Here is a 25127-nt window from a genome sequence, read left to right as displayed (position 1 = left end):
AAACAACAAAAAGGGAGGAATCGAACCATGGGTGAATTATCTAAAAGATCGACCGTTTATTTTAAACAGGAAATCCACCAAGCCCTAAAAATCAAAGCAGCAATAACACAGCAATCCATTTCGCAAGTTGTCAATGAGGCGATACGTATTGCGCTGATTGAAGACAATGAAGACCTAGAAGCCTTTACAGAAAGAGCAGACGAACCGGTACTAACCTATGAAACACTGCTGGCTGACCTGAAATCGCATGGCAAGATATAGGCATGGTGAGCTATCGGCTTGTATTTAAAAAATCGGTCACCAAAGATTTACATGCCTTGCCAAATAACGCTGTAAAGCAGATCCTCAAACGGATCGATCTATTGCGCGAGGCCCCCAGAGGAGTTGGCTGCATTAAACTTTCCAGCCAGGAACGTTATCGGGTCCGGCAGGGGTGCTATCGGATTATTTATGAAATTAAGGACACGGAATTGATTATCACCGTTGTCAAAGTAGCGCATCGCAAGGATGTGTACAGGGACAGCTAAAACATAGTGATAAAGAGCGTTCTCACACGGAGACACAAAGGCACTAAGAAGGGCAAGGTCTACATCAAGGCCAAAATCTTCTGGTTCCAAGATCCACCCTTTGTGGCTTCGTGGCTTTGTGTGAACCGAGCTTGACTTTAAATCAAAAACATCCTCTCACGGAGACACAAAGGCACTAAGAAGGGCAAGGTCTACATCAAGGCCAAAATCTTCTGGTTCCAAGATCCACCCTTTGTGGCTTCGTGGCTTTGTGTGAACCGGTTGCTGCTGTATAAAAAAATGATAATTTTCGGCCATGTGATTTAGTGGAGGAAGTATGAAACATAGCGACAAAACTGATATTCGTTGGAAGCAAAGATTTATCCATTTCCAGCGATCATTTCAACTGCTTGAAAATACCATGGCCATTCAACACCCTTCCGAAGCTGAAAGAGCTGGCCTGATCCAGTTTTTCGAAATATCGTTTGAATTGAGTTGGAAAGTTCTGAAAGATTACCTTGAAGAGGAAGGGTTTACCATTTCAAGCCCTAGAGATGCGATTAAGCAGGCCTTTCAGATCAACATCATAAACGATGGCCATGTTTGGATCGAGGCATTAAAGGATCGCAATTTGACGGTTCATACTTATGAGGAAAAAATTGCCATTGCGGTTGAGAAGAAAATAAGGGGTACTTATTTTCCAGCGTTACAGTGTTTTTCAGTCGCATTTACAGCAAAGTTTGACGAATGAAGTTTGGCCTACGACAACAAGACATAGCTGAAATCATTCAGATGCTTAAACAGCATCCTGCGATAGAAGAAGCGATTATTTTTGGTTCGCGAGCCAAGGGAAACTATAAAAAAGGTTCAGATATTGATATTGCCCTCAAAGGGGAGAGCCTTAATTACGATACGATTTCAGCACTCTCATTTTATCTGAATGAGGAATCATCTCTGCCCTATTACTTTGATGTTGTTCATTTCGAAGAGATTTCTGAAAAAAAGCTTACCGAGCATATTGATCGCGTGGGATGCCTACTTTACTCGCGTAACGATAACCATCCAGAAATAAAATAACATCACTATCATTTTCTCGCGCCAAGCCGTAAAAACCGCGATAGAAACTGCAAGGCTAACTCACACGGAGGCACAAAGGCACCAAGAAGAGCAAAATCAAGAGCTAATCTTCTGGTTTCAAGATCCACCCTTTGTGACTTCGTGGCTTTGTGTGAGACAGTTTTTTATCGCCCTCTCCTTACAGCCCCAACTTATCTAAACGATAACGCAGTGAACGAAAACTGACTTTCAATAATTTTGCCGCATGCTTGCGCACGCCGTTGCAACGATCCAACGCTTGGATAAGAACTTTTGATTCAACCTCAGCCATATAGGCTTCAAGATCCAACCCATCTTCAGGGATTTGACAAATTAAGGCTCCAGTTTGCCCATGCGAGCAATCGAAGTGAACAGGTAGCCCTGCTTCGGTGAGCAAAGCCCCCTCTTCCAGAATCAGACACCGCTCGACAATATTCTCAAGTTCGCGAACATTACCCGGCCAATGGTAATCCAGCATGCGTCGCATCAATCCCGTAGAAATTTCAACATCTCGCCTGGGTGCGAGTGAGTGACAAAAGGACTGAACCAACAGCGGAAGGTCTTCTTTGCGTTCGCGTAGTGGTGGAATTTCGACATGGATAACATTGAGACGGTAATAAAGATCACTACGAAAAGAACCGTCACTTACGGCTTGCTCCAGATTAATATTTGTTGCAGCGAGTACGCGAACATTCAATTCTAAGTCAACGGTTCCGCCGACGCGTCGAATTTGTTTTTCCTGTAATGTCCTAAGCAACTTAACTTGCATGGCGACTGGCAATTCGCCGATTTCGTCTAAAAAAAGGGTTCCACCTTCAGCGACTTCAAACAATCCTATTTTTGTTGCTACGGCCCCAGTAAATGACCCTTTTTCGTGGCCAAACAATTCACTTTCTAGCAAATTTTCGGGTATCGCACCGCAGTTTACTGGAACAAAAGGGGCCTCATGCTGCTGTGAATGGTGATGAATTGAGCGCGCAACAAGTTCTTTACCAGTACCCGACTCGCCAGTGATCAAAATATTTGCTTTCGATTTCGCTACCTTTTCAATCAAACGATACAGATTTTGCATGGCTACGCTTTTACCGATGAGACGGTCAAACGAGTAACGCTCATCAAGAACCTGCCGCAGGCGACTGTTTTCCTTTTTTAGTTGATGATGCTGGAGTGCTTTGCGAATCACCAGGCGAATCTCATCATTTTTAAAAGGCTTCAGCAGGTAATCGTATGCCCCCTGTTTCATGGCCTCAACAGCTTGTTCTGTTGTCGAGAACGCCGTCATCATAATGACAATCGTATCGGTGCCTAATTCTTTTACTCGACCGAGCAATTCAATGCCATTTAATGTTGGCATACGAATATCACTTAGAATTAGATCGTAAACATTCTCGCAAATCATGCCACATGCCATCTCGCCATCAACGGCACAGTCAACGCAATAGCCCTCTTTTTCAAGCATAATAGTTAAGAATTCACGCATACTCTGTTCATCATCAACAACAAGGATATGTGCTTTGATTTTCATAATAACGTCTTTCGCATGCTGACAATTAAAGATTCACCTGAAAACGAGCCCCTCCAAAGGGGCTATCCAAGCATTCAATGGTACCACCGTGAGCGCTAATAATGGTATGCACAATGGCAAGACCTAATCCTGTGCCTTCAGCACGTGTTGAAAAAAATGGCTCGAAAATTTTCTTTTGTGCGCCCAAAGAGACGCCTGGGCCATTGTCATCAACCCAGAAAGTACCTGCCTCTGAATCAGTTCCTATGCATATTTTTTTAGGAGGAATTGAAAATTGCACCGCATTAACAAGCAAATTCAACAGCACTTGGTGGATTTGATTCGAATCCACAACAGCTAGATAGACCTGATCATCATTAAAGATAAGCTCAACGTCAGCAAAGAGAGGATCTGCCTTGAGCAGCATTACGACCTCTTTAAATATTGCGGTCAGATCACATTCACACATTTGTGGTAGGCGGGGTTTGGCAAAGATCAAAAAATCAGACACTAAGGTGTTTAAACGGGCCGCTTCACGGCTGACGATATTAATTAATCGTTGATCGGACGAAGTAAAATTTTCATCTTCAGAAAGTAATTGCACACTGCCACTTAAAGAGGCAAGGGGATTACGAATCTCATGCGCAAGCCCAGCAGCTAATTTACCCACAGCAGCTAACCGTTCTCCAAGCTGAAAATTTTCTTCTAACTTTTTCGTTGCCGTCAAATCCTGAAAGGTGATCAAAGTTTTAAGGTCATCCGTTGCCAAATCGGTAATCAGGGTCGCATTATAGCCAATGACACGCTTCATTCCTTGCGAATTAACAAAAGAAAACTCCCCGCGATCAACGGGTAATTGCAGATCGTTTAGATTAAAATCAGGAAAAACCTCCGCTAAAGTTCTCTGGCAGGCGTTTGCAGTATCAATCATACAAATAGCGGATGCCGCCGAGTTAAACGAACAAATCTGACCAGAGGGTTCAACAACGATTAACCCACTCGGAATACTTTTCAAAATCATTCGATTCAAGTTCTCGAGTTCAGCATAGTCATCTTGATTGCGTAGCAGCAAGTATTCAGAGTGTCGCAGGCGTACAGAGAGGATAGAACCGAGAAGTCCCGCGAGCAAAAAAGCGACAATATTCAAAAACAGACGATAGATAATATCGGTACCGCTTAAGGTAACGCTATCCCCGACTGGGGGTAAATAACCATAGTGTAGTAAGCCAACCAGTCCGCCATAGAGGACTACTGCTGCGACAATCGTCACATCCAATTCAGTGCGGCTAGACATGAGCGCACAACTCAAAATGACGAAGATAAACAGGAATGAGAACAGGCTCTCTACTCCGCCGGTATAATAGACCGTTAGTGCACTAAGAATGAGATCCCAAACAAGTTGGAACTGAATGAATAAACGTAACCGTTTTTGCCAGCGCAACAACCACAACAGTGAAAAGCAAATCTGAAGAAAGGTGACAAAGAGAAGTGTTACGAGCTGAACATCGGGAAGGTGAAAAAATTGAACTGAGGAGCTAAACCGTACTGCAACGGTTACCCCTAAAAATAACGTCACAATGAAGGCGCGGCCGAGTAAATACCACAGTAAGCTGCTCAAAGAACTTGAAGCCACTGCGTCATCAGGATTAAACCCTTTATTAACAAAAACCATGCCGCTAAACACCTCATAACGATGGCTCAATAGATGATGGCGTCGCAAAAAGTCCGCCCACCTGCGTTGCAGCGTTTATTCAAGACTTTGACATACAACAGGTATGCCTTCACCCTTGAACAACCACTACGCCTTGGGGGACGAAAATTTTGCTTAGCCATCTTATTTGTTTTTGCGAGACCATCAATAGATAAAAGAAAAGCCTCCATCGGAAGGCTTTTCTTTTATACCGTTTGTAGTGCTACTGTTGGGTTGGATTTCGCTACGCTCTACCCAACCTACTCTCAAATTAGGGGCACCGTACCTATATCCCCTGGTTTTGCGTGTAAAACTCACAACCAACATGGTCAATATGCGCCAAAAGATCAGTATTTTCGATTTCAACAAAAAGTGAAATATCAAACAGGTAGATCAAATCAAGCTCGTCAATAGCTTCAAGAACATCGAACAATAACCTCTCTGTTTCACTACCGTCAGTCTTTATGGTGAGGTCTATATCTGAGCCGGTTCGATACGTTCCTTTTGCTCTTGAACCGTAAATAATCACAGATTCGACAGCAGGAAACTGTTCAAAAACTCCCCGGATTTTTTTGACAACATCAGGAGCCAAACCGTATAATGGAGTGTCTTTACACATTAGGAGTTTTCACCGCTAATTTTGTCAGTTTTTTGTGTAACGATTGAAATTCCGCATAATAATCGTCAACAATATGAGCAAGAATCTTCCTTGTTACATCTTGATTATAGGTATGTGACGTAAGGTTACGATCAGCAATCATATCCATCCACGGCTGAGGGTTTGTGATTAATCCACTACTGAACGCTGCTCGCGTTACATCTTTTGAACCGTACAATTCAGCCACACCACGTTCCTGCAAAAAATCCTTTTGTGTTTTCCAGGCAAGCTCGTGGTTATATTCAAAAGACTGGATCAGTCCCTGTTCCTGTAACTCATCCAATTCTCCTTTTGCAATAAACCTCGACAACTGACTCAGTGCCTTTGACCAGTTATTCAACCGCTGTATCCAGCGAACCTCATCTTTCATTGACTTGATCTCCCAAAAACATCTACTTGAGAAGAAAAACAGCTGTTAACATACAGAAATAACTAGCAATCAAAACCGAGAATTAACTCAAACGCATCAAAAAACTCTATTTCCCTACGAAGAGATACAAGGTTGGGTACTGTCCGACGGATTTTGATTGTACGCTTAATGATCAATAAATGGTATTCGACGTTGGTGGCCTCTACATTGGCGGACAATGTCCGCCCAACCAGATCATTAATCGAGAAAAATACACTATAAAAATTCGCCCGCAGGGCGTGGGTCGCTAATCAGGAGAGTTTATATATTGCGTTAACCACCTGAAGCACCAGCTAATTTAAAGATTGGCAAGTACATGGCAATAACAAGTCCACCAACTGTTGTCCCTAAAAATAGCATCAACAAGGGCTCCATCATGGCGGTTAAGTTACCCACCGCATCGTCGACCTCATCGTCATAAAAATCGGCGATTTTATTCAGCATGGTATCAATCGAACCTGCTTGCTCACCCACAGCAATCATTTGACATACCATGGGGGGGAACACGCCCGACTTAGTTAACGGATCAGCAATGGTATTGCCCTCGCTAATACTCTGACGCACCTTGACAATCGCTTTTTCAATAGTACGATTCCCTGCGGTCTTCGCCACAATATCCAAACCATCAAGAATGGGTACGCCACTAGAGACCATCGTACCAAGGGTGCGGGTAAATTTTGCCACCGCGACCTTGCGAATCAAAATCCCCGCCACAGGCGCCTTAAGCGCTAAGTCATCAACAATTTCACGCCCTCGTTTAGAGGCATAAAACTTTTTAGACAAAAAGACCGAAAGCATAAAGCCACCAATAATCACTAAAATATAACTCTGAATAAAATTACTAATATTGATAACAATCTGTGTCGGCATTGGCAGTGCACCACCAAAACTGGCAAACATTTCTTCAAAGGCAGGGATAACAAACACCAAAATAACACCGATAACCACAGAAGCAATACCAACGATAGTTGTTGGATAGGTCATGGCACTCTTGACTTGTTTTTTTAGCTTCATTGATTTTTCAATATAGGTGGCTAAACGGTTTAAAATCGTATCGAGAATGCCGCCTACCTCACCCGCAGCAACCAAGTTGACAAACAGCTCATCAAAGGCCTTTGGGTGTTTACGCAGCGCATCGGCAAATGTTGAACCGGCCTCGACATCCTCTTTAATTGTCAGCAATATCTGCTTAAAAGTGACATTTTCTTGCTGATTGGACAAGATATCCAGACACTGAATCAGTGGCAATCCCGCATCAATCATGGTGGCAAATTGACGGGTGAAGACGACCAGATCCTTGGTTGTTATTTTGGGCTGCATGCCGGGGATATTTATTTTGATATCCATCCCCTTGCCGCGTTCTTTAACCTTATTGGCAACTATCCCCTGACGGCGTAATTGCGCACGTACCATTGCTTCATTGGGTGCTGCCATCTCACCTTTTTGAACTTTTCCGCTGCGATTTTTACCTTGCCAGGAGTATTTAGCCATTGAGCACCTCACCGAATATCTAGATTTTCGAAGAAAAGATTATTTTTTGAAAGTTTGTCCAATGATGCCATCGAACAACGCACGATTCGATAGATAACTACGCCATTTTCTGAGGACCACCATGGGGTCTCTTAAGAGCACCGGAAGGGTTGGCAATCATCTGTCGCAATTCATCTTTTTCTGATGAGCGTGCCATCGCATCATCAAGAGAGATTAACTTGCGATGATACAGATCAAACAACGACTGATTCATGGTCACCATGCCATATTTATCTTGCCCCATTTGCATTTGCGAGTAGAGCTGGTGAACCTTATCGTCACGGATCAGTGCTCTAATTGCGATATTTGGCACCATCACCTCTAGTGCCAAAACACGCCCTTTTCCTGACGCTCTCGGAATAAGAGTTTGTGACAAAACACCCTCAAGAACAAATGATAACTGAGTTCGGACTTGAGCCTGTTGATTGGTTGGAAACACATCAACGATACGGTTAATCGTTTGGACACAACCATTTGTATGTAACGTTGCAAAGCACAGATGACCCGTTTCAGCAATCGTTAGCGCCGCTTCAATGGTTTCAAGGTCGCGCAATTCGCCGAGTAAAACAACATCGGGATCTTGACGTAAAATGGACTTCAACGCCCGCTTAAAGGACTGCGTATCGCTGCCGACCTCACGTTGATTAACAATACAGCCCTTGTGAGGATGGATATATTCAATTGGATCTTCAATGGTAATAATGTGATCGCGGCGTTCAACATTGATGGCATCAATCATCGATGCAAGGGTTGTCGACTTACCACTGCCCGTCGGTCCGGTGACCAAAACAAGCCCCCGTGGTCGACGCGAAATCTCTGTGATAACGGGGGGGAGTCCTAGCTGTTCGAAGGAGAGAAATTCGTAAGGAATCCGACGAAAAGCCCCTGCTATCGCTCCACGCTGAACATAAACATTGCCACGAAAGCGGGCCAACCCTTTGACACCAAAGGAGAGATCGAGTTCATTATCCTCTTCAAGGGTGCGCTTTTGGGCATCCGTTAAAATACTGTAGCACAACTGTTTGGTATCAGCAGGCATCAATACAGGATGTTTTAATGGGCGAATTTCACCATCAATACGAATTTGAGGTGGCGTTCCAGTGGTAATGTGCAGATCAGAAGCACCAGAGTCTACCATAACTTTCAAGAAATCGTGGATCGTTGCCATGTTATTTCTCCGCTCCTGTTATCAACTTATTTTTAATCATCAGAAATCGTGCAACGGACAACCTCTTCAAAAGAAGTCGTTCCGTCTTTAAGTTTTCCTAAAGCCGACTGACGCATGGTTTGCACTCCGAGACGCATCGATTCACGCTTAATTTCAGCAGTATTGGCCCCAGCAAGCACCATCTCACGAATCTCATCAAACATCGGCATCACTTGATAGATACCAACTCGCCCCTTATAGCCGCTATCATTGCAATGACTGCAACCCTTGCCCTTATAGCAGACATATTCATCCACTTCCTCGGGAGAAACACCGGCATCAAGTAACGACTGCTTGGAAATATCATCAACCTCTTTACATTCTGAACACAGGCGACGACCCAACCGTTGCGCTGTAATGAGGTTAACGGCTGACGCCACCAGAAAAGGCTCGATCCCCATGTTCAACAAACGGTTGATGGTACTCGGCGCGTCATTGGTATGCAGAGTCGACAATACGAGGTGACCTGTCAATGCAGCCTTAACGCCGATTTCAGCGGTCTCGAAATCTCGAATCTCACCAATCATAATAATATCGGGGTCTTGGCGCAAAAAGGCACGCAAAGCGCTGGCAAAATTCAAGCCGATCTCTTCGTGCATCTGAACTTGGTTAATTCCAGCAAAGTTAAATTCTACAGGATCTTCAGCTGTTGAAATATTTTCTGTCGTTTTATTCAGTTCGCCCAATGCGGAATAGAGAGAAACAGTTTTACCACTTCCTGTTGGCCCGGTAACAAGCACCATACCAAAAGGCTTGCTGATCTCTTTCTTAAACCACTTAAGGGGTTCCTCTTCATAGCCTAACTTAGTCATATCTAGCTGAAGATTCGACTTATCCAGTAATCGCAAACAGATCTTTTCACCAAATAGTGTTGGCAAACAGTTCACGCGATAGTCCATATCTTTGCCACCAGGCAGTTTGATCTTAATTCGACCATCCTGAGGTAAACGACGCTCGGCAATATCCATCTCGGATAAAATTTTAATCCGAGAGGTAATCGCATTTTTAAGCTTAATTGGTGGCTTCATCACCTCATAAAGCACCCCATCTATCCGATAGCGAACGCGAAATATACGCTCATAAGGCTCGATATGAATATCGGAAGCACCTTTTTTGATGGCATCGGTTAGAATGAGGTTAACCAACTTAACAACGGGTGCATCTTCCGTCGCCATTTGAAGCTCATTCAGGTCAACCTGATCGTTTTCATCAATCACTTCAAGGTCGATGTCATCAAGATCACTCATTACATCGGCGAGTGAAGCTGATTGATCGTAATACTTATCAATCGCGTCCTTAATTGCACCTTCCGTTGCCACCACAACTTCAACATTGTGGCCGGTCATAAACTTTATGTCATCAATTGCAAAGATATTGGAGGGATCGCTCATGGCAACAATAAGCGTTGCACCAGCGCGACTGATTGGAATTAAATGATATTTTTGAACAACATCAGCACCGATAAGTTTAACAACACCGAGGTCAACCTCAAACTCGGCAAGGTCAATAAGAGGGGCACCATATTGACGTGATTGAAACGCCGCTAACTCATCTTGAGTAATATATTTTAAACGGATCAATGTAGCGGGGAGGCGCTCCCTGTTCATTTTTTGTTCACTGACCGCTTTTTCAAGCTGTTCAGCAGACAAAAGATTGTTACGTATCAGTAGATCACCTAGTCGATTATTGGCCATATTTCTCACTCGTTAACGATGAAGTTCACGTTTGTTTTCTATTGATGGAACCAGATTATGCCCAGCCGACAAGTCACAGATCACAGACCTTTCAAATAAGTGTCAAGAGCCACCCTCATCACGCCATTAGGGCACTCTCCAGTCCACAGCCTAAAAGCCTCTTCTCCTTGCGCCGCCAACATACCTAAACCATAACAGGCCCTAAACCCAGCCGCTTTAGCATCACGAACTAAAGGGGTTCCCTTGGGTGAATAAACCATATCGTAGACAGCACACCCCTTTTTCAAATCGGTCCATGCTACCACATTAAAGGATTCACCCGATAGCCCTATTGATGTTGAATTGATAATTAATTCACATTCTCCAAAAAACGAGGTCAAACATTTCTCATCAAGGAGAACAGCAGTAAAATCCGTTTCAGGAAAGTGCGGACGATAGAGGTCAACAAGCTCCTGCGCCCGCCCAACCGTCCTATTGACAATGCAGATTTGCTCTACCCGTTGTTGAGCCAACGCAACAACAGCAGCACGAGCAGCGCCACCAGCTCCGAAAACGACAACGCGCGTTGTCGGTGAACATTCGAAATCGAGATCTGTCTGTAATGATCGTATAAGGCCAATGCCATCGGTATTATAACCTATAAGTCGTCCATCCTGATTGACAATTGTGTTCACGGCACCAATCAGTTGCGCCGCTTCATCAATGTCGTCTAACAACGGGCAAACGGCTTCCTTGTGGGGGATGGTTACATTGACACCTTGGATATTTAACGCCCGCAAACCATCGACCGCTTGCGCAAGAGATTCAGGCTGAACCCTAAAGGGGATAAAAACAGCATCCATTCCAAGAGCTAAAAATGCGTCATTTTGCATCACCGGCGACAAAGAGTGAGCGATGGGGTCGCCAAGAATGCCATAAACGGCCGTCGTCCCTTTCACGACTCTGCTTGAATCTAAACATTTCACAGGTACCACTCCTTCAGACGATCGTCAAATACTCTCGAAACTCAATAATTCTCGTTTTTGCTAGGATCGCGCGCGCGCGCTGAACATCTTGCGTAATCGCACGACATAACCCTTCCTTCGAGGTAAACTTCTGTTCATCCCTCAATCGCTTTACAAAATAGACCCGTAATCTTTCACCATAGAAATCAGCCTGCGCGTCAAGAAGATGCGCTTCTATGGTAAGAGGATGATCACCAAAAGTTGGTTTTTTACCAATATTAACCACGGCAAGATATTCCTTACAGGGCTCGCAGTCACCCTGCTGCTGTTCGTAGCGAACAATGGCAGCATAGACCCCGTCACGAGGCAACAATTCTTTTGTCGTCTGCAAATTTGCTGTAGCAAAACCAAGCCCCTGCCCACGACCATCACCGTGAACCACGACTCCTTCAAGATTGAAGTGACGACCCAGCAACGCCACGGCCCCATCAACATTTCCCGAAAGCAATGCTTGACGCACGCGGGTAGAACTGAGGACTAAATTCTCCTGTTGGACAGGGCCAAACACATCAACCTTAAATCCATATCGAACACCCTGCTCTTTCAAAAAGCTAATTGAGCCACTACGTCCACGACCAAAGGCATAATCGTAACCAACAACGAGATGCTTCAACCCAACCTTCTCCACCAATATATCTCGAACAAATTCCTCCGGGGTGAGATCTGCAAGCTGTTGAGTGAATGGAATGGTCAGCAACACATCAACGCATGACGCCTCAATAAGCCTTTCACGCTCCTGCGGCGTATTGATCAATCGTGGCGCATGGTCGGGAGCCAGCATTTTCAACGGATGAGGCTGAAAAGTGCAAACAATTGATGTTCCACCACTCTCTTTAGCGGTCTTGACGACAGAGCGAAAAATCTCTCGATGACCAAGATGGACACCGTCAAAATTACCCAATGTCACCACAGCATGATGGAACGGTTCTTCTATGTCATTTAAATCATTAATTATTTTCATAGTAGACAATTCGTTGTTTAAATTGAGTCAATACATGGCAGACTGTCGAACTTCACATGGGCCAAGTCAGGCTATTTCGTAGTAGGCCCGTCAAATCCGATAGCCTGCTAGCGACGATTCCGACCTTTGGTCCGATGACGACCACCCTGTTTATTTTTATGCTTTGGTGGTCGACGCTTTTCAATGGAAGCGTTTACATTCTGTTGTGATAGAGAGGGTAAAATAAAATCAATTTCACGTTTATCAGATTGAATCTGTAATACCTCAACGGCAACCGAGTTGCCAACCTGAAAGATTTGGCGACGATTCTGGCCAATCAAACAATGGCGTTCAGGGTCGTAGCGATAATAATCATTATCCAAACGGCGGATATGAACCAACCCTTCAATGAAAAATTCATTCAATTCAACAAAGAAACCAAACGCAGTCACCGCGGTAATGGTTCCAGTATAACGCAAACCGACCTTATCTTCCATAAACTGACATTTACGCAGATCGACAATATCCCGTTCGGCGAGCATAGCCCGGCGTTCAGTGATCGTTGTATGCTCAGCCAATTCGGCTAACGACTCTCCCGGCCAATGATCATTTCCAGCTAACAGCTTCAACAGAAGACGGTGCTGAATTAAATCAGGATAACGGCGAATGGGCGAAGTAAAGTGGCAATACGCCTCACTGGCTAAGCCAAAGTGTCCATGGTTTTCGGCATCGTAACGCGCCTGCTTCATACTGCGCAGCAAGATACGATTGATGGTGTATTCCTGCTCTGTCCCTCGCGCCTGCTTCAACAACTTAAGCAATTCATGCGACTGGACACCACCCTCAGCAACATTAAAACCCATGTCAAATGTCGCAACAAATTGCTGCAGGGACTGCATAGATTGAAGATCGGGTGCATCATGAACCCGAAACAACGCTGATGATCGTTGTTCAAGTACCAAAGAGGCAACAGCCTCGTTGGCGGCCAACATAAACTCCTCAATCAAGCGATGAGACTCTAACCTTACCCGTCTCCCGACAAAATGGGGAACGCCAGCATCAGTCAGTCGAATATCCGCTTCAGGCAGGTCAAAATCGAGAGCACCACGACGATTACGACCACCCCGAAGCTGATGAGCTAAGCGATACATACTCTGAATCATCGCAGAAATGGTGGGATCCATCGCCTCATCCTGACCATCGCCCCCTTCACCTTCGCCCCCGACATCACCATTGACCTCACCACCATCAAAACAGTGCTGAACGTGCTCATAGGTTAATCGAGCATGACTTTTCATCACCGCAGGAAAAGCCTTCATTGCCGTTCGATTACCCCGTTGATCAAACTCTAACTCCAGCGCAACAACCAATCGTTCAACATCGGGATTCAAGGAACACATGCCATTACTAAGCACTTCGGGCAACATCGGAATACACGAGCCAGGAAAATAGACACTGGTTCCGCGCTCCCATGCCGCCTGATCTATCGCACTATCGGGTTGGACATAATGGCTCACATCGGCAATAGCCACCCACAAACGATAGCCACCATCCAACTCTTTTAACGCCACCGCATCATCAAAATCGCGCGCATCGGCACCGTCAATGGTGACCAACGGCAACGAACATAGATCAACGCGCCCAGCATAGTCTTGCTGACAAACAGGAACGGCAGCGGCTTCGGCCTCGCGCAACACGGCAGAGCTAAACTCTGTCGGTATCCCTTGACGATATGCCGCCATTTTAACGTCAACCTGCGGATCACCAGCCTCACCAAACAGCTCAACAATATGACCTTCACCGTGACTCTGCGCTGTGGGGTAACGGTCAATCACCAACACCGCAATCTTGCCCTCTAGCTCGGCAATCGGCCACTGCTGCGCCTTAGCAACAGTAAATTGTATTCCCGAAGGTTCGCTACAGAACAGCATCTGACCATTACGATGCTGACTACAGCGGCCCAACAGACGGCCATGCGCTCGCTGAGTCACCGCAATAACAAGTCCCTCTTTGCGCCGACCGCTTCGGCTACGACGCTCATAATTTTCGGGTAAGATCAATGCCGTGACGGTATCTCCGCACATCGCCCCCATTAATCGATAACGGGAGACGTATAAATCTTCATCCTCGTAAGGCCGATCACCCCCACCATTCCCATCGCCACAATATTCCGTAGGTGACAAAAAAGCATGCCCAGCCGATTGGAGCTGGATCGGCCCAGACACCATTTTCACACTCCGCCGCATGATATAGCGACCATGACGCATATGTTGCAACAACCCCTCTATGACCAGCGCATCAAGAAAGCGGATAAGCTGGCGACGGGTATCACGTTCCAAACCGGTGGCAGCCATGAGTTCCTGCACAGTCGTAGACTGACCATGGTAACGGCGTAATTCTTGAATAATTTTAATTATTGGCAATGTCATAGTAAAGAGGAGATCTAATCCTTTTGTAGGTTACGGTATTGGCTCGTAATCATTTAAGACTTACGGTAATGTTGAACATGAACTGAGTACTCACTGATTCAGCAACCAATTTTAAGCAGACACCACCATGGATGCAAGGGAAAACCTTTTCTTTCACATTCTCAGCATTGGATAGCCCGAATGATTCAAGCGATTAATCTTATCGAAAAATACTTTCTGCCACACACCAAAGCCTATCATATTTTGCGAACCCACAGCGAGCAGGTCGCGAATAAGGCAATATTAATTGCCCAAATGCTCAATCAACGAAACCACAACAATTTTATCGACATCGATTTCATTTCTGAAGCGGCTCTGCTGCACGATATTGGCATCTTTGCAGTCCACGCTCCAGGGCTCGGCTGTTTTGGCCAGCAGCCCTACCTTCGCCATGGCCTCATTGGCGCACAACTCCTCAACGAAATAGGGTTGCCCAGACATGCCCGCGTCTGCGAACGTCATATTGGTGTCGGCCTTACGGCCAAAGAGATTGCGATACAGGAATTGCCCCTGCCCCACCGTGATTATTTACCACTGACCATTGAGGAGCAGATTATCACCTATGCTGATCTGTTCTTTTCGAAAAACCCTAATAAATTAACACAGGAAAAACCATCCACAAGAGTCCGCCAGACCGTCATCTACTATGGTGAAGAGAAAGGACTGATCTTTGATCAATGGCAGTCACAATTCGACCAATAAAAAGAGCTACAACGAACAATCCTTCATTTAAAACCATAAACATGTTACATATTCGGGTGCTTTAAATAAGAATCAATACTACGACTCACATGCGGAGAAGCGATACAATGATCCAGCTCTTTAATGTTGGAAAAATCTACAAAAATGGAGCCCCTGCCCTGCATGACGTTAGCTTGAAAATCCCTTCGGGTGATTTTGTCTATGTCACAGGTTCCTCTGGCGCAGGAAAATCAACCCTATTGCGGCTGCTGTACTGTGCAGAAAAACCTTCACGCGGGCAGATTTTAATGGGTGACCGTAACACCACTCGCCTTAAATCACACAATATTGCCCTATTGCGCCGCGATATTGGCTTTGTTTTCCAAGACTTTAAGCTTCTCAATAGTCGAACCGTTTTTGAAAATGTCGCCCTGCCGTTACAGGTGCAAGCAGCATCACGACAAGAGATCAGTACCCGAGTTTATCAAGTACTTCAATATGTCGGCCTTGAGTACAAACTGCAACGAAAACCCCTTGAACTTTCCGGAGGAGAACAACAACGGGTAGCCATTGCCCGAGCGATGGTGGTAAACCCTCGTTTACTCCTTGCCGATGAGCCAACAGGAAATCTCGATCACGATTTAACTGTCGAAATTATGGAGATGTTTAACCGCATCAACGAATCTGGAACAACAGTTTTGATTGCAACCCATGATAAGGAGATGCTGCAACGCTTTCCTCGGCGCACCATTGTACTTCACAATGGCAATATCGTCTCCGATAGCGCTCCACCTGAAATAGCTGCCAGAGAAGAAGGACTTTAATTCATGGAACGGTTCCGTTATTTCATTCAACGTACCCTATTCAGCATGCGCCAAAGCCCACTTCTGTGCAGTGCAACCATTGGCACCGTGGCCATCGCCTTAATGCTACTCGCATTCTTTACCCTTATTGTCCTCAACATTCAGAATTTGACACGAGAATGGAGTCAAGATATTCAAGTCATCGTTTATCTGGACAATGTTCCCAGCGACGACAAACTCCAACAATGGATGGATGAAATTCAGCAATACCCTGACATTGAGCATGTGCGCTATGTCTCTCAACAACAAGCCTTCGATCGTTTCCATAAACGATTAGGACAAAATGCTGACCTTCTTGAAGGGTTGATGCCTGAGATTCTTCCCGCTGCGCTTGAAATTAGCCTAGAGGAGATCGCCCGTTCGCGAGCAGGAACGGAGCGCTTAATTGAGCTACTAAGAAACAACAAAGACTTTCATAACTTTCGCTATGGTCAAGAATGGCTGGATCGCTACGATGCATTTATCTTTCTGTTGCGACTTACAGGTACAATGGCGGGCGGCTTTCTCATTTTTGCGACCCTATTTATCATCTCCAACACCATCAAACTAACCATCTATGCCCGCCGTGATGAATTAGAGATTATGGGACTCATTGGCGCAACACCGATGTTTATCAAAGCCCCATTTATGGCTGAAGGTGCCTGCCAAGGTGTGGTTGGGGCCCTACTTGCCCTCGGTGGCTGCCACGTCCTGTATTACTTTTTCCTTAAAAAAGGACTCGCAGCGCTGTTAACAACCACCGCCGCTGAGAACGTCCATTTTTTACCCATCCATTATCAAGGGGGAATCATCGTTCTCGGATTATTGCTCGGCTTTATTGGTAGCCTATTACCCTTACGAAAATTTGTGCGGATTTAGCATGCACTTTCCAACACTAAAAACAGTCTATATTTCGCGAAATTCAGCGAAGAAAGCATGGCTAGCTCTGGCACTATTATTTGCTAGCTTCATATTGAGTCACCCCGCGTTAGCTAACGATCTAGATGATCAACGCGGATCATTACAGCAGGTAAAAAAGCAAATAACCGATACCGCAGGCCAACTCAAAAAGAAAAAACAAGCGGAACGTTCAGCATTGCAACAACTCGAACACCTCGACAACCAAATATCAAGTAACAATGCAGCACTCAATTCAGCCGCAACAACCGTTGAAGATTCTCGCAAAAAGATTAAAGAGCTGAAGGGGAAAATCATCCGCTACCAGACGATTTTAGCCCGCTCACAAAAAAGTGTCGAGAAACGACTTAAAGCCCTTTATACCAGTGGTGAGATCAGCTCACTGCGTCTTGTATTTTCAACCGAAACTCCGTTAGAATTGGCTGAAAACTTGAACTTTCTCAGCCGTATTTCGAGCCATGATAAAGACCTGCTAAGTAGTTATCGGCAACGGATGTCTCAACTACATCGAGCCCAAGATGATTTAGAGCAACAGATCGCTCAACAACAACAGACCTTTCAACAACAAAAAGACAAAAAAAAGCAGCTCGTTCAAAACCGAAACCAACGCAAACAGCTCATATCGACCATACGTCGTGACACGACATCGCTTAGTAGTCTTCTGGCTGAGCTTGAAGACCGTTCGGCACGCATGTCTGAACTCATCCAGTCGATGAAAAAAAAGCAAGCCCTAGCCTATACGCCGTCAATAAATAGTCGCAGTTTTCTTTCAGGAAAAGGCACTATCCCTTGGCCATCATCTGGGGCAGTACGTGCTAATTTTGGCACTCAAAAAGATAAAAGCTTTGGTTCACAAATCAAAAGTAATGGCCTCGTCATCACGGCTGTTCCGGGGACACGCATCAAGGCTATTTGGCCTGGTCGCATCGCATTTTCATCACCATTTAAAGGCTATGGTAACCTCATTATCATTGATCACGGCAACCAATACTATAGCCTCTATGCGCAGGCTTCCCATCTTACCCTAGCGGTTGGTACTGTTGTAGACCAAGGTGAAGTCATTACCACATCGGGATTTGAGGGCCGCGACAGTTACTACCTTGAAATTCGTCATGGCGGAACCCCTGTCGACCCACGCAAGTGGTTAACAGCGCGAGCACGTTAAAGAAACCACTGAGACAAAAAGATCAATAACAGCAATGGAGGGGCTAATGCTCACACTTCCCCCAGCAATAAAGACCACAAAAAAAAACATACCATTCATCGTTCTTATTTTGACATGTACACTCTATTTCACATCAATGTGCACTGCGGCGGCAACATCAAAACCTCAGAGCGATTATGAGCAACTCGACCTTTTCAGCGACGCCCTGTATCTGATTCAGAGCAACTATGTCGAAACTGTTGACATGAAAACCTTGGTTCAAGGAGCGATGAAAGGGATGTTGTCAGAACTAGACCCCCATTCTGAGTATCTTACTGCTGAGATGTTTGCCGAACTTGAGATTGAAACCAAAGGGCAATTTAGTGGCTTAGGGATCGAAATAACCGTTAAAGATAATCTCATTACCATTATCGCCCCCATCGCAGATACTCCTGCTGACCGTGCTGGCATTCAAGCGGGTGATAAAATCATCAAAATTGATGGTCGATTTATTAAAGATATGACCACGATAGATGCCGTTAAGATGATGCGCGGCGAAAAAGGGACTCAAATCACCCTCGGCATTATGCGCGGCAATCAATCAGCACCGCTGAAATTCACCCTTACTCGTGAAATGATTGCGATTGAAAGCGTTAAACACCACTATCATGGTGCAGGAATAGGCTATATTCGTCTTTCTCAGTTTCAACAAAAATCTGATTATGAATTGCGTCAAGCCCTACAAGCACTCAACTTTAGTAGCGGTGGTTCGCTCTCTGGCTTGGTACTTGACATGCGTAACAACCCTGGAGGGCTGCTCGATCAAGCCATTAAGGTTGCTGACCTTTTTCTCGAGACAGGTGAAATCGTTTCAACACGTGGACGAAATGAGCAAGAGAATGAAACCTATCGCGCAACAAACATCGCGGGGGAAGAACAAAGCCATTATCCTATAGTTATTCTGGTTAACGGTGGCAGTGCGAGTGCTGCTGAAATTGTTGCCGGCGCACTTCAAGATCAAAAACGAGCTCTTGTTATGGGAACTCAAAGCTTCGGTAAGGGTTCCGTTCAAAGCTTGATTGAATTAAGCGACAAGTCGGGGCTACGCTTAACCACTGCACGCTATTTCACACCAAATGGTACTTCAATCCAAGCACGAGGCATCACTCCTGATATTCACGTTGAACAAGCTGTCTGGAGCGACTCACAAAAAACACAAATTCGTGAACAAGACCTCGACAATCATTTTGAAACACCAGATAATAGCAGTGCAACCGCGACAGAAACACCTGTCACACCACACACACCAGAATCTGACTATCAATTGCTCCGCGCCTTAGACCTGCTACGCGGATGGCAACAACTCAAAGAGTTGACCGTTGCGACAAAACCCTAAGGGTAGAAGTGAAAATATACACATGGTTAAAAAATCAACACCAGAAAAATCAACAACCTCAAAGGCTCCAGCTAAAAACGATGGCAAAAAGGTTCCAGCTAAAAGTGGACTAAAGGGTTGGTTAAAAAAAGTAACTAAAAAGAAAAAAATAACGCCAAAGGAGGTTCAAGCGCAGAGAATTAAAGCACTATTAGCGCTCTCCTTTTTAGCACTGGTTGTCACGGCAGGGTTATTCATCGTTGTCAGTTGGCCAACATCAGCCCCAATCGCACCACCTGTCACTGAGCGTATGCCACCACCACCTGCTGACACAAGCACAGTACCAGCGATCACCGATCCAGTACTCGGACCCGAACTCCCGATTCCGCAAACAGTCAAGGAACGGGTAAAAGTTGCAATTTTGATGGATGATTTGGGGATAAACCTTAAACGAGGAATTGCTGCGATCAATCTCGACATCCCTATTTCAGTTGCCATTATCCCTGGCGAGCAACATGCAACAGATTTGATGAGGTTCGCTCACGAAAAACAACGTGAAATCCTTATTCATATGCCGATGGAACCAGTCAGCTATCCAAAGAATAATCCTGGCCCATTAGGGCTATTTATCTCTCAAACAGATGAAGAGATCATCGCCAACACCCAACACCTTATCGAACTAATCCCGTATGCCACGGGTGGAAACAATCATATGGGGTCGGAGTTTACCCGCCATAGCGATAAAATGGATCTAGTGTTGACCGAAATGGGGAAATCTCATCTGTTTTTTGTCGATAGCCTAACCATTTCAGACTCGGTAGCCCATCAAGAGGCGAAGCGCCTCGGTGTACCCACAACCATACGTGACCGGTTTCTTGATAATGAACGAGAGGTCGAAAAAATTAGCGCTCAGCTTGAAGGTCTTGTCGCGCTAGCCAAAAAAAATGGCCACGCTATTGGTATCTGCCACCCCTATCCTGAAACAATTCTCGCTTTAGAGCTGTTTGCTCAGCAGATCGATTTACTGAATATTGAGATTGTCGCTCTGGCGCAACTCGTAGACTAAAATTGACAAATCTAGGATCACAATGACCCCATCGATACCAAGTATCATAACCGTCTCTACCTTGACGGAGTTAATCAAGGATACACTTGAGGATAATTTTGCCAACGTGTGGCTGCGTGGTGAGATCTCTAACCTATCGATTCCCGCTTCAGGTCATTGGTATTTCACCCTCAAGGATAGCCGTAGCCAACTACGCTGCGCGATGTTTCGCACCAGTAATCGCCGCATTTCTTTTCGTCCCGAAAATGGCCAACAAGTGATCTGCCAAGGCCGTGTTTCACTCTATGGTCAACGAGGTGATGTTCAATTTATTGGCGACAGCATGGAAGTTGAGGGACTTGGCGGGCTTCAACTCGCCTATGAACAACTTAAAAAAGATCTCGAGACCGAAGGGCTCTTCCATGAGGGGAACAAGCAAACACTCCCCCCTTTTCCTCGAACTGTAGGTGTTGTGACATCGGCCACAGGTGCTGCCATCCATGACATCATGAATGTGCTCACCCGCCGTGCGGCAGGAATCCGCATCATCTTACGACCAGTACTCGTTCAGGGAGATCAAGCGGCAAGAGATGTTGCCACCGCCATTACAGAATTCAACCAGCACCAGCAAGCAGACGTTCTGATTGTTGGTCGAGGTGGCGGCTCGCTTGAAGACCTTCAAGCCTTCAATACTGACCAGGTCGCTCGAGCAATCTACGCCTCAAATATTCCAGTTATTTCTGCAGTCGGTCACGAAACAGACTTCACGATTGCCGATTTTGTTGCCGACCACCGGGCACCAACACCCAGTGCCGCAGCAGAACTTGTTGTTAAGAATCGCCACGACCTTGAACAACAGATCGATCAACTCAGTATTCGACTTCACTCCTCTTTGCGGCAACGCTTAGTACGAGCTCAAGATAAAACCCAAAGCCTCGTCGATCAATTACGCTCCCCAGCCCAGCTCCATCAACTGAAAAAGCAACGCACCTTAGCACTGCGTCAACGGCTGCTAACCGCCTTTGAACGCCACACCACTTCAGGTCGACAACAGCTGCTACGTTTGACGAGCCAGTTGGATATTTTATCGCCACTCAATACGCTAGAGCGTGGATTCACGACGGTATCGCTAACCGGGCAGCCAAAAAAAATGATCAGCCGAGTCAAGCAATTACAACGGGGTGATTCAATCACTCTACGCTTCAGCGATGGCCGTATCGCTGCAACCGTTACGAGTCAACCACAGTTTGAAGCATCAGAGCACGAACAGCCTTGACTCTATCAGCAGATGTCGCGATAATTAACCGCTTACATTTTTGATTAAGTTTACAATAGAGAGAAAACTAAATGGCTAAAGCAATTCCGTTCGAAAACTCCCTAGAAACCTTAGAGGAATGTGTTCGACGACTAGAACAAGAAGATCTTCCTATCGATGATGCTTTTCAACTCTTTGAAACCGGAGTTAAAAGTGCACAACGCTGTCAAAAATCGTTGCAGAATATTGAGACCAAGGTGGAAAAACTGATGAATGACCACCGCAATCAGCTCACAACTGAGCCACTCAACCTCACCGATTAAACTAACGCACACGTAGGAACACGAATGGAACTCAAGCACTATATGGAACAGATTTGCCACCAGATTGACGGTGCGCTTTCATACCTGCTACCAGCAAAAGAACAACGTCCTTCGCAGCTTCACGAAGCGATGCACTATTCTGTTTTTGCTGGAGGAAAACGGATACGGCCTATCTTGATGGCCGCTAGTTGCGAAGCAGTTGGCGGAAATATTAAACATGTAATCCCTGCGGCATGTGCAATGGAGATGATCCATACCTACTCACTTATTCATGACGATTTACCTGCTATGGATGACGATGATTTTCGCCGTGGGCTGCCAACAAACCACAAGGTCTACGGAGAAGCCACAGCAATTTTAGCTGGTGATGCCCTTCTCACTCAAGCCTTCATCACCTTGGCAAAACCCAACCCAGCCATTGACATGACAACACAACAGCGCGTACTCGAAATTATAGCTCAGGCCGCAGGTGCCGCTGGAATGGTCGGCGGCCAGATTGTTGATATGGAGGCCGAGGGGCAAACACCAAACCTTGAAACCGTTGATTATATTCATCGCCACAAAACAGGCGCGCTGATCCTCGCCGCAATTCAATGTGGGGCCTTGCTGGGTGGTGCCGATCGAAAAACATTTGAAGATCTCACTTGCTTCGGTAAAGCTGCAGGATTAGCGTTTCAAATTGCTGACGACATTCTCGATATCATTGGTGATCAAGATCAGCTAGGAAAAGATATCGGCAGCGACCAGCAACGCGGTAAGGCGACCTACCCTGCAGTTTTAGGACTTGAAGTTTCACAGAAAAGAATGGAAGAGTTACATCAACAGGCACTGAACATTCTGTCCAGCTACGGCGCAAAGGCAGAACCGCTGCGACAGATTTCGGAATATATTATCAACCGTTCAACATAATACGGCTGAGAAAGTAGAACCTGAACCATGAGTACATTGCTTGAGAACCTTGAATCCACTTCAGACTTAAAAGACTTTTCCCAAGCTGAACTAAAACAGCTGGCAGAAGAGTTACGCGAAAAAATCATTGATACAGTCTCGCAAACAGGCGGTCACCTAGCCAGTTCGTTAGGAATTGTTGAGCTGACCCTCGCGTTGCATACCGTTTTGAATAGCCCAAAAGATAAAATCATTTGGGATGTTGGTCATCAAGCTTATGCCCACAAACTGCTTACGGGCCGCCTCGACACCTTTGACACCCTGCGCCAGCTTAACGGGATCAGCGGTTTTCCAAAACGCCAAGAAAGCCCACACGATTGTTTTGATGTCGGCCACTCAAGCACCTCAATCTCGGCGGCAATGGGTATGGCTATTGGCCGCGACAACTCAGGATTAAGCAATAAAGTGGTTGCGGTAATTGGTGATGGCTCGCTCACGGCAGGAATGGCTTTTGAGGCGCTGAATCACGCTGGTCACCTTGATCGCGATATGATTATCATTCTAAACGACAATGAAATGTCAATCTCACCCAATGTCGGTGCATTATCGTCATTTTTAAGTCGAAAAATGACATCGCGGTTCTTTGTCCGCTTTAAAAAAGAGACAGAAAATTTCCTTAACAGCGTACCGCTCTTTGGAAAAGACCTCATCCAGTTAGCACGGCGTACCGAAGATTCATTTAAGGCATTCGTTACCCCAGGAATGTTATTTGAGGCATTCGGGATTGAATATGTTGGCCCTATTGATGGCCACAACATGGAGGAATTGATTGAGACACTCAAAAATGTTTCTCACCTCCAAGGACCATCTCTTATTCATGTCATCACTAAAAAAGGGAAAGGCTATCAACCCGCAGAAGACAATGCCTCGTTGTTTCACGGTGTTGGCCCATTCAATAAAGAGACAGGTATTGTTAATGCACCAACAGTTAAGACACGCAGTTATACCTCGATTTTTGGTGAATACTTGTGTCAGTTAGCGAAAGAAGACCAACGGGTTTCTGCCATTACAGCAGCGATGAGTTCGGGAACAGGACTGCTGCCATTTGCGGAACAATTTCCTGAGCGTTTCTTTGATGTCGGCATAGCTGAACAGCATGCGGTAACCATGGCTGCGGGGATGGCCTGCGAAGGAATGCGCCCTGTGGTTGCTATCTATTCAACATTTCTCCAGCGCGCATACGACAACATGCTCCATGATGTTTGTCTACAAAATCTGCCTGTAACTTTTGCTCTGGACCGTGGAGGACTGGTGGGCGCCGACGGCCCAACTCATCACGGCGTATTCGATCTGTCTTACCTACGCCATATTCCGAACATCACCGTAACAGTTCCCCGTGATGAAGTGGAACTTAAACGAGCCATGTTAACAGCGACAATGCACGATGGCCCCTTTGTCTACCGCTATCCGCGTGGTAACGCTTTAGGGACTCTTGATTCGAACACAGTTGAACCATTTAACATTGGCGAATGTGAGCTGCTGCGACAAGGTGAGCACGCAACAATCATCGCACTAGGAACCTGCGTTCAGACCGCCCTTGAAGCTGCCGAATTACTAGCGAAAGAGAAGATAGAGGTCTGCGTTATTGATTCACGGTTCCTCAAACCTTTAGACGAAAAACACTTACTTGACGCAGCACAAACCACACCTTGCCTCATCACCATTGAGGAAAACGTACTCGCTGGTGGTTTTGGCTCGGCAGTGATGGAGCTATGCGAACAACATTTCGTATACCCTAAAATACTACGCCTTGGCCTGCCCGATCAGTTTATTGAACAGGGGACACAAGAGGAACTGCGTCAGATTTATGGACTTGATGTCGTAGGTGTCACCAATAAAATAAGAGACTTTTTATCTAAAATTTGATACATGAACTAATATGTAGTTTTAT

Annotated in this window: 24 protein-coding genes; 14 read left to right on the top strand and 10 right to left on the bottom strand. The window is 45.6% G+C overall.

The genetic code is table 11. The features are described 5' to 3' along the window. Positions 1 to 27: 27 nt before the first annotated feature. From ACZ5KY_RS08015 to ACZ5KY_RS08000, 4 genes are all read left to right on the top strand, one after another. Positions 28 to 261: a CopG family transcriptional regulator gene (locus ACZ5KY_RS08015; protein WP_464243373.1), complete on the top strand. Its 234-nt coding sequence runs from the start codon at positions 28 to 30 to the stop codon at positions 259 to 261. Positions 262 to 263: 2 nt separating this feature from the next. Beyond that, entirely contained in the window at positions 264 to 527 is a 264-nt protein-coding gene (locus tag ACZ5KY_RS08010; protein WP_464243372.1) for a type II toxin-antitoxin system RelE family toxin, read from the top strand. Between the two features lie 316 nt (positions 528 to 843). After that, positions 844 to 1257, top strand: a complete 414-nt coding sequence (locus ACZ5KY_RS08005) for a nucleotidyltransferase substrate binding protein (protein WP_464243371.1) — start codon at positions 844 to 846, stop codon at positions 1255 to 1257. After that, on the top strand, positions 1254 to 1583 hold the full coding sequence (locus ACZ5KY_RS08000; RefSeq protein ID WP_464243370.1) for a nucleotidyltransferase family protein: 330 nt from the start codon (positions 1254 to 1256) through the stop codon (positions 1581 to 1583). Before ACZ5KY_RS08005 ends, ACZ5KY_RS08000 begins: the two co-directional genes overlap by 4 nt. 178 nt (positions 1584 to 1761) lie before the next feature. On the opposite strand, the gene ACZ5KY_RS07995 is transcribed toward ACZ5KY_RS08000, so the two are convergent. The 10 genes from ACZ5KY_RS07995 to rnr all read right to left on the bottom strand — a co-directional run bounded on the left by ACZ5KY_RS07995 (position 1762) and on the right by rnr (position 14666). Continuing rightward, positions 1762 to 3120 (bottom strand): sigma-54-dependent transcriptional regulator, encoded by a 1359-nt coding sequence (locus ACZ5KY_RS07995; RefSeq protein WP_464244648.1) that lies wholly within the window; start codon positions 3118 to 3120, stop codon positions 1762 to 1764. A 31-nt stretch (positions 3121 to 3151) separates the two neighbouring features. Next, positions 3152 to 4825 carry a two-component system sensor histidine kinase NtrB gene (locus ACZ5KY_RS07990; RefSeq protein WP_464243369.1) on the bottom strand — a complete coding sequence of 558 codons (1674 nt, stop codon included), beginning with the start codon at positions 4823 to 4825 and terminating at the stop codon, positions 3152 to 3154. 256 nt (positions 4826 to 5081) lie between these two features. Next, complete coding sequence (locus ACZ5KY_RS07985) at positions 5082 to 5414, bottom strand: nucleotidyltransferase domain-containing protein (protein WP_464243368.1); 333 nt, start codon at positions 5412 to 5414, stop codon at positions 5082 to 5084. Beyond that, on the bottom strand, positions 5407 to 5823 hold the full coding sequence (locus ACZ5KY_RS07980; protein ID WP_464243367.1) for a nucleotidyltransferase substrate binding protein: 417 nt from the start codon (positions 5821 to 5823) through the stop codon (positions 5407 to 5409). Before ACZ5KY_RS07980 ends, ACZ5KY_RS07985 begins: the two co-directional genes overlap by 8 nt. A gap of 312 nt (positions 5824 to 6135) precedes the next feature. Continuing rightward, entirely contained in the window at positions 6136 to 7353 is a 1218-nt protein-coding gene (locus tag ACZ5KY_RS07975) for a type II secretion system F family protein (RefSeq protein WP_464243366.1), read from the bottom strand. 97 nt (positions 7354 to 7450) lie between these two features. Next, positions 7451 to 8560 carry a type IV pilus twitching motility protein PilT gene (locus ACZ5KY_RS07970; protein WP_464243365.1) on the bottom strand — a complete coding sequence of 370 codons (1110 nt, stop codon included), beginning with the start codon at positions 8558 to 8560 and terminating at the stop codon, positions 7451 to 7453. A gap of 32 nt (positions 8561 to 8592) precedes the next feature. Next, a complete protein-coding gene (gene pilB / locus ACZ5KY_RS07965) occupies positions 8593 to 10293 on the bottom strand; it encodes a type IV-A pilus assembly ATPase PilB (RefSeq protein ID WP_464243364.1) in 1701 nt (566 codons plus the stop codon). Positions 10294 to 10373: 80 nt separating this feature from the next. Beyond that, complete coding sequence (locus ACZ5KY_RS07960; RefSeq protein ID WP_464243363.1) at positions 10374 to 11258, bottom strand: shikimate dehydrogenase; 885 nt, start codon at positions 11256 to 11258, stop codon at positions 10374 to 10376. A gap of 13 nt (positions 11259 to 11271) precedes the next feature. Beyond that, positions 11272 to 12258: a bifunctional riboflavin kinase/FAD synthetase gene (locus ACZ5KY_RS07955; protein ID WP_464243362.1), complete on the bottom strand. Its 987-nt coding sequence runs from the start codon at positions 12256 to 12258 to the stop codon at positions 11272 to 11274. 107 nt (positions 12259 to 12365) lie between these two features. Next, positions 12366 to 14666 (bottom strand): ribonuclease R, encoded by a 2301-nt coding sequence (gene rnr / locus ACZ5KY_RS07950; protein WP_464243361.1) that lies wholly within the window; start codon positions 14664 to 14666, stop codon positions 12366 to 12368. A 180-nt stretch (positions 14667 to 14846) separates the two neighbouring features. On the opposite strand from rnr, the gene ACZ5KY_RS07945 reads away from it, so the two are divergent. From ACZ5KY_RS07945 to dxs, 10 genes are all read left to right on the top strand, one after another. Then, entirely contained in the window at positions 14847 to 15407 is a 561-nt protein-coding gene (locus tag ACZ5KY_RS07945; protein WP_464243360.1) for an HD domain-containing protein, read from the top strand. Positions 15408 to 15514: 107 nt separating this feature from the next. Then, positions 15515 to 16210, top strand: coding sequence for a cell division ATP-binding protein FtsE (gene ftsE, locus ACZ5KY_RS07940; RefSeq protein ID WP_464243359.1), 696 nt, complete (start codon positions 15515 to 15517; stop codon positions 16208 to 16210). A gap of 3 nt (positions 16211 to 16213) precedes the next feature. Continuing rightward, positions 16214 to 17107: a permease-like cell division protein FtsX gene (ftsX, locus tag ACZ5KY_RS07935; protein ID WP_464243358.1), complete on the top strand. Its 894-nt coding sequence runs from the start codon at positions 16214 to 16216 to the stop codon at positions 17105 to 17107. Position 17108: 1 nt separating this feature from the next. Then, a complete protein-coding gene (locus ACZ5KY_RS07930; RefSeq protein WP_464243357.1) occupies positions 17109 to 18311 on the top strand; it encodes a murein hydrolase activator EnvC family protein in 1203 nt (400 codons plus the stop codon). Between the two features lie 46 nt (positions 18312 to 18357). Continuing rightward, positions 18358 to 19686, top strand: coding sequence for a S41 family peptidase (locus ACZ5KY_RS07925; protein ID WP_464243356.1), 1329 nt, complete (start codon positions 18358 to 18360; stop codon positions 19684 to 19686). A gap of 22 nt (positions 19687 to 19708) precedes the next feature. Then, positions 19709 to 20731 (top strand): divergent polysaccharide deacetylase family protein, encoded by a 1023-nt coding sequence (locus ACZ5KY_RS07920; protein WP_464243355.1) that lies wholly within the window; start codon positions 19709 to 19711, stop codon positions 20729 to 20731. A gap of 22 nt (positions 20732 to 20753) precedes the next feature. Continuing rightward, the gene (gene xseA / locus ACZ5KY_RS07915; RefSeq protein ID WP_464243354.1) at positions 20754 to 21986 is read left to right on the top strand and encodes an exodeoxyribonuclease VII large subunit; all 1233 of its coding nucleotides are present in this window, start codon (positions 20754 to 20756) and stop codon (positions 21984 to 21986) included. Between the two features lie 71 nt (positions 21987 to 22057). Further along, positions 22058 to 22288 carry an exodeoxyribonuclease VII small subunit gene (xseB, locus tag ACZ5KY_RS07910; RefSeq protein WP_464243353.1) on the top strand — a complete coding sequence of 77 codons (231 nt, stop codon included), beginning with the start codon at positions 22058 to 22060 and terminating at the stop codon, positions 22286 to 22288. 24 nt (positions 22289 to 22312) lie between these two features. Then, on the top strand, positions 22313 to 23197 hold the full coding sequence (locus ACZ5KY_RS07905) for a polyprenyl synthetase family protein (RefSeq protein ID WP_464243352.1): 885 nt from the start codon (positions 22313 to 22315) through the stop codon (positions 23195 to 23197). Between the two features lie 27 nt (positions 23198 to 23224). Next, positions 23225 to 25102, top strand: coding sequence for a 1-deoxy-D-xylulose-5-phosphate synthase (dxs, locus tag ACZ5KY_RS07900; protein WP_464243351.1), 1878 nt, complete (start codon positions 23225 to 23227; stop codon positions 25100 to 25102). The last annotated feature ends 25 nt before the right edge of the window (positions 25103 to 25127 follow it).

Source organism: Desulfuromonas svalbardensis, from assembly GCF_055389415.1.
The sequence above is the reverse complement of the archived record's forward strand: the minus strand, read 5'-3'. Positions and strand labels throughout refer to the sequence as shown.

Coding starts and splice junctions, on each gene's coding strand:
- ACZ5KY_RS07925 (WP_464243356.1), top strand. CDS start 18,358: ATGCTCACACTTCCCCCAGCAATAAAGACCACAAAAAAAAACATACCA.
- ACZ5KY_RS08010 (WP_464243372.1), top strand. CDS start 264: ATGGTGAGCTATCGGCTTGTATTTAAAAAATCGGTCACCAAAGATTTA.
- ACZ5KY_RS07930 (WP_464243357.1), top strand. CDS start 17,109: ATGCACTTTCCAACACTAAAAACAGTCTATATTTCGCGAAATTCAGCG.
- pilB (WP_464243364.1), bottom strand. CDS start 10,293: ATGGCCAATAATCGACTAGGTGATCTACTGATACGTAACAATCTTTTG.
- xseA (WP_464243354.1), top strand. CDS start 20,754: ATGACCCCATCGATACCAAGTATCATAACCGTCTCTACCTTGACGGAG.
- ACZ5KY_RS08015 (WP_464243373.1), top strand. CDS start 28: ATGGGTGAATTATCTAAAAGATCGACCGTTTATTTTAAACAGGAAATC.
- xseB (WP_464243353.1), top strand. CDS start 22,058: ATGGCTAAAGCAATTCCGTTCGAAAACTCCCTAGAAACCTTAGAGGAA.
- rnr (WP_464243361.1), bottom strand. CDS start 14,666: ATGACATTGCCAATAATTAAAATTATTCAAGAATTACGCCGTTACCAT.
- ftsE (WP_464243359.1), top strand. CDS start 15,515: ATGATCCAGCTCTTTAATGTTGGAAAAATCTACAAAAATGGAGCCCCT.
- ACZ5KY_RS07945 (WP_464243360.1), top strand. CDS start 14,847: ATGATTCAAGCGATTAATCTTATCGAAAAATACTTTCTGCCACACACC.
- ACZ5KY_RS07980 (WP_464243367.1), bottom strand. CDS start 5,823: ATGAAAGATGAGGTTCGCTGGATACAGCGGTTGAATAACTGGTCAAAG.
- ACZ5KY_RS07970 (WP_464243365.1), bottom strand. CDS start 8,560: ATGGCAACGATCCACGATTTCTTGAAAGTTATGGTAGACTCTGGTGCT.
- ACZ5KY_RS07975 (WP_464243366.1), bottom strand. CDS start 7,353: ATGGCTAAATACTCCTGGCAAGGTAAAAATCGCAGCGGAAAAGTTCAA.
- ACZ5KY_RS07905 (WP_464243352.1), top strand. CDS start 22,313: ATGGAACTCAAGCACTATATGGAACAGATTTGCCACCAGATTGACGGT.
- ACZ5KY_RS08005 (WP_464243371.1), top strand. CDS start 844: ATGAAACATAGCGACAAAACTGATATTCGTTGGAAGCAAAGATTTATC.
- dxs (WP_464243351.1), top strand. CDS start 23,225: ATGAGTACATTGCTTGAGAACCTTGAATCCACTTCAGACTTAAAAGAC.
- ACZ5KY_RS07985 (WP_464243368.1), bottom strand. CDS start 5,414: ATGTGTAAAGACACTCCATTATACGGTTTGGCTCCTGATGTTGTCAAA.
- ACZ5KY_RS07920 (WP_464243355.1), top strand. CDS start 19,709: ATGGTTAAAAAATCAACACCAGAAAAATCAACAACCTCAAAGGCTCCA.
- ACZ5KY_RS08000 (WP_464243370.1), top strand. CDS start 1,254: ATGAAGTTTGGCCTACGACAACAAGACATAGCTGAAATCATTCAGATG.
- ftsX (WP_464243358.1), top strand. CDS start 16,214: ATGGAACGGTTCCGTTATTTCATTCAACGTACCCTATTCAGCATGCGC.
- ACZ5KY_RS07955 (WP_464243362.1), bottom strand. CDS start 12,258: ATGAAAATAATTAATGATTTAAATGACATAGAAGAACCGTTCCATCAT.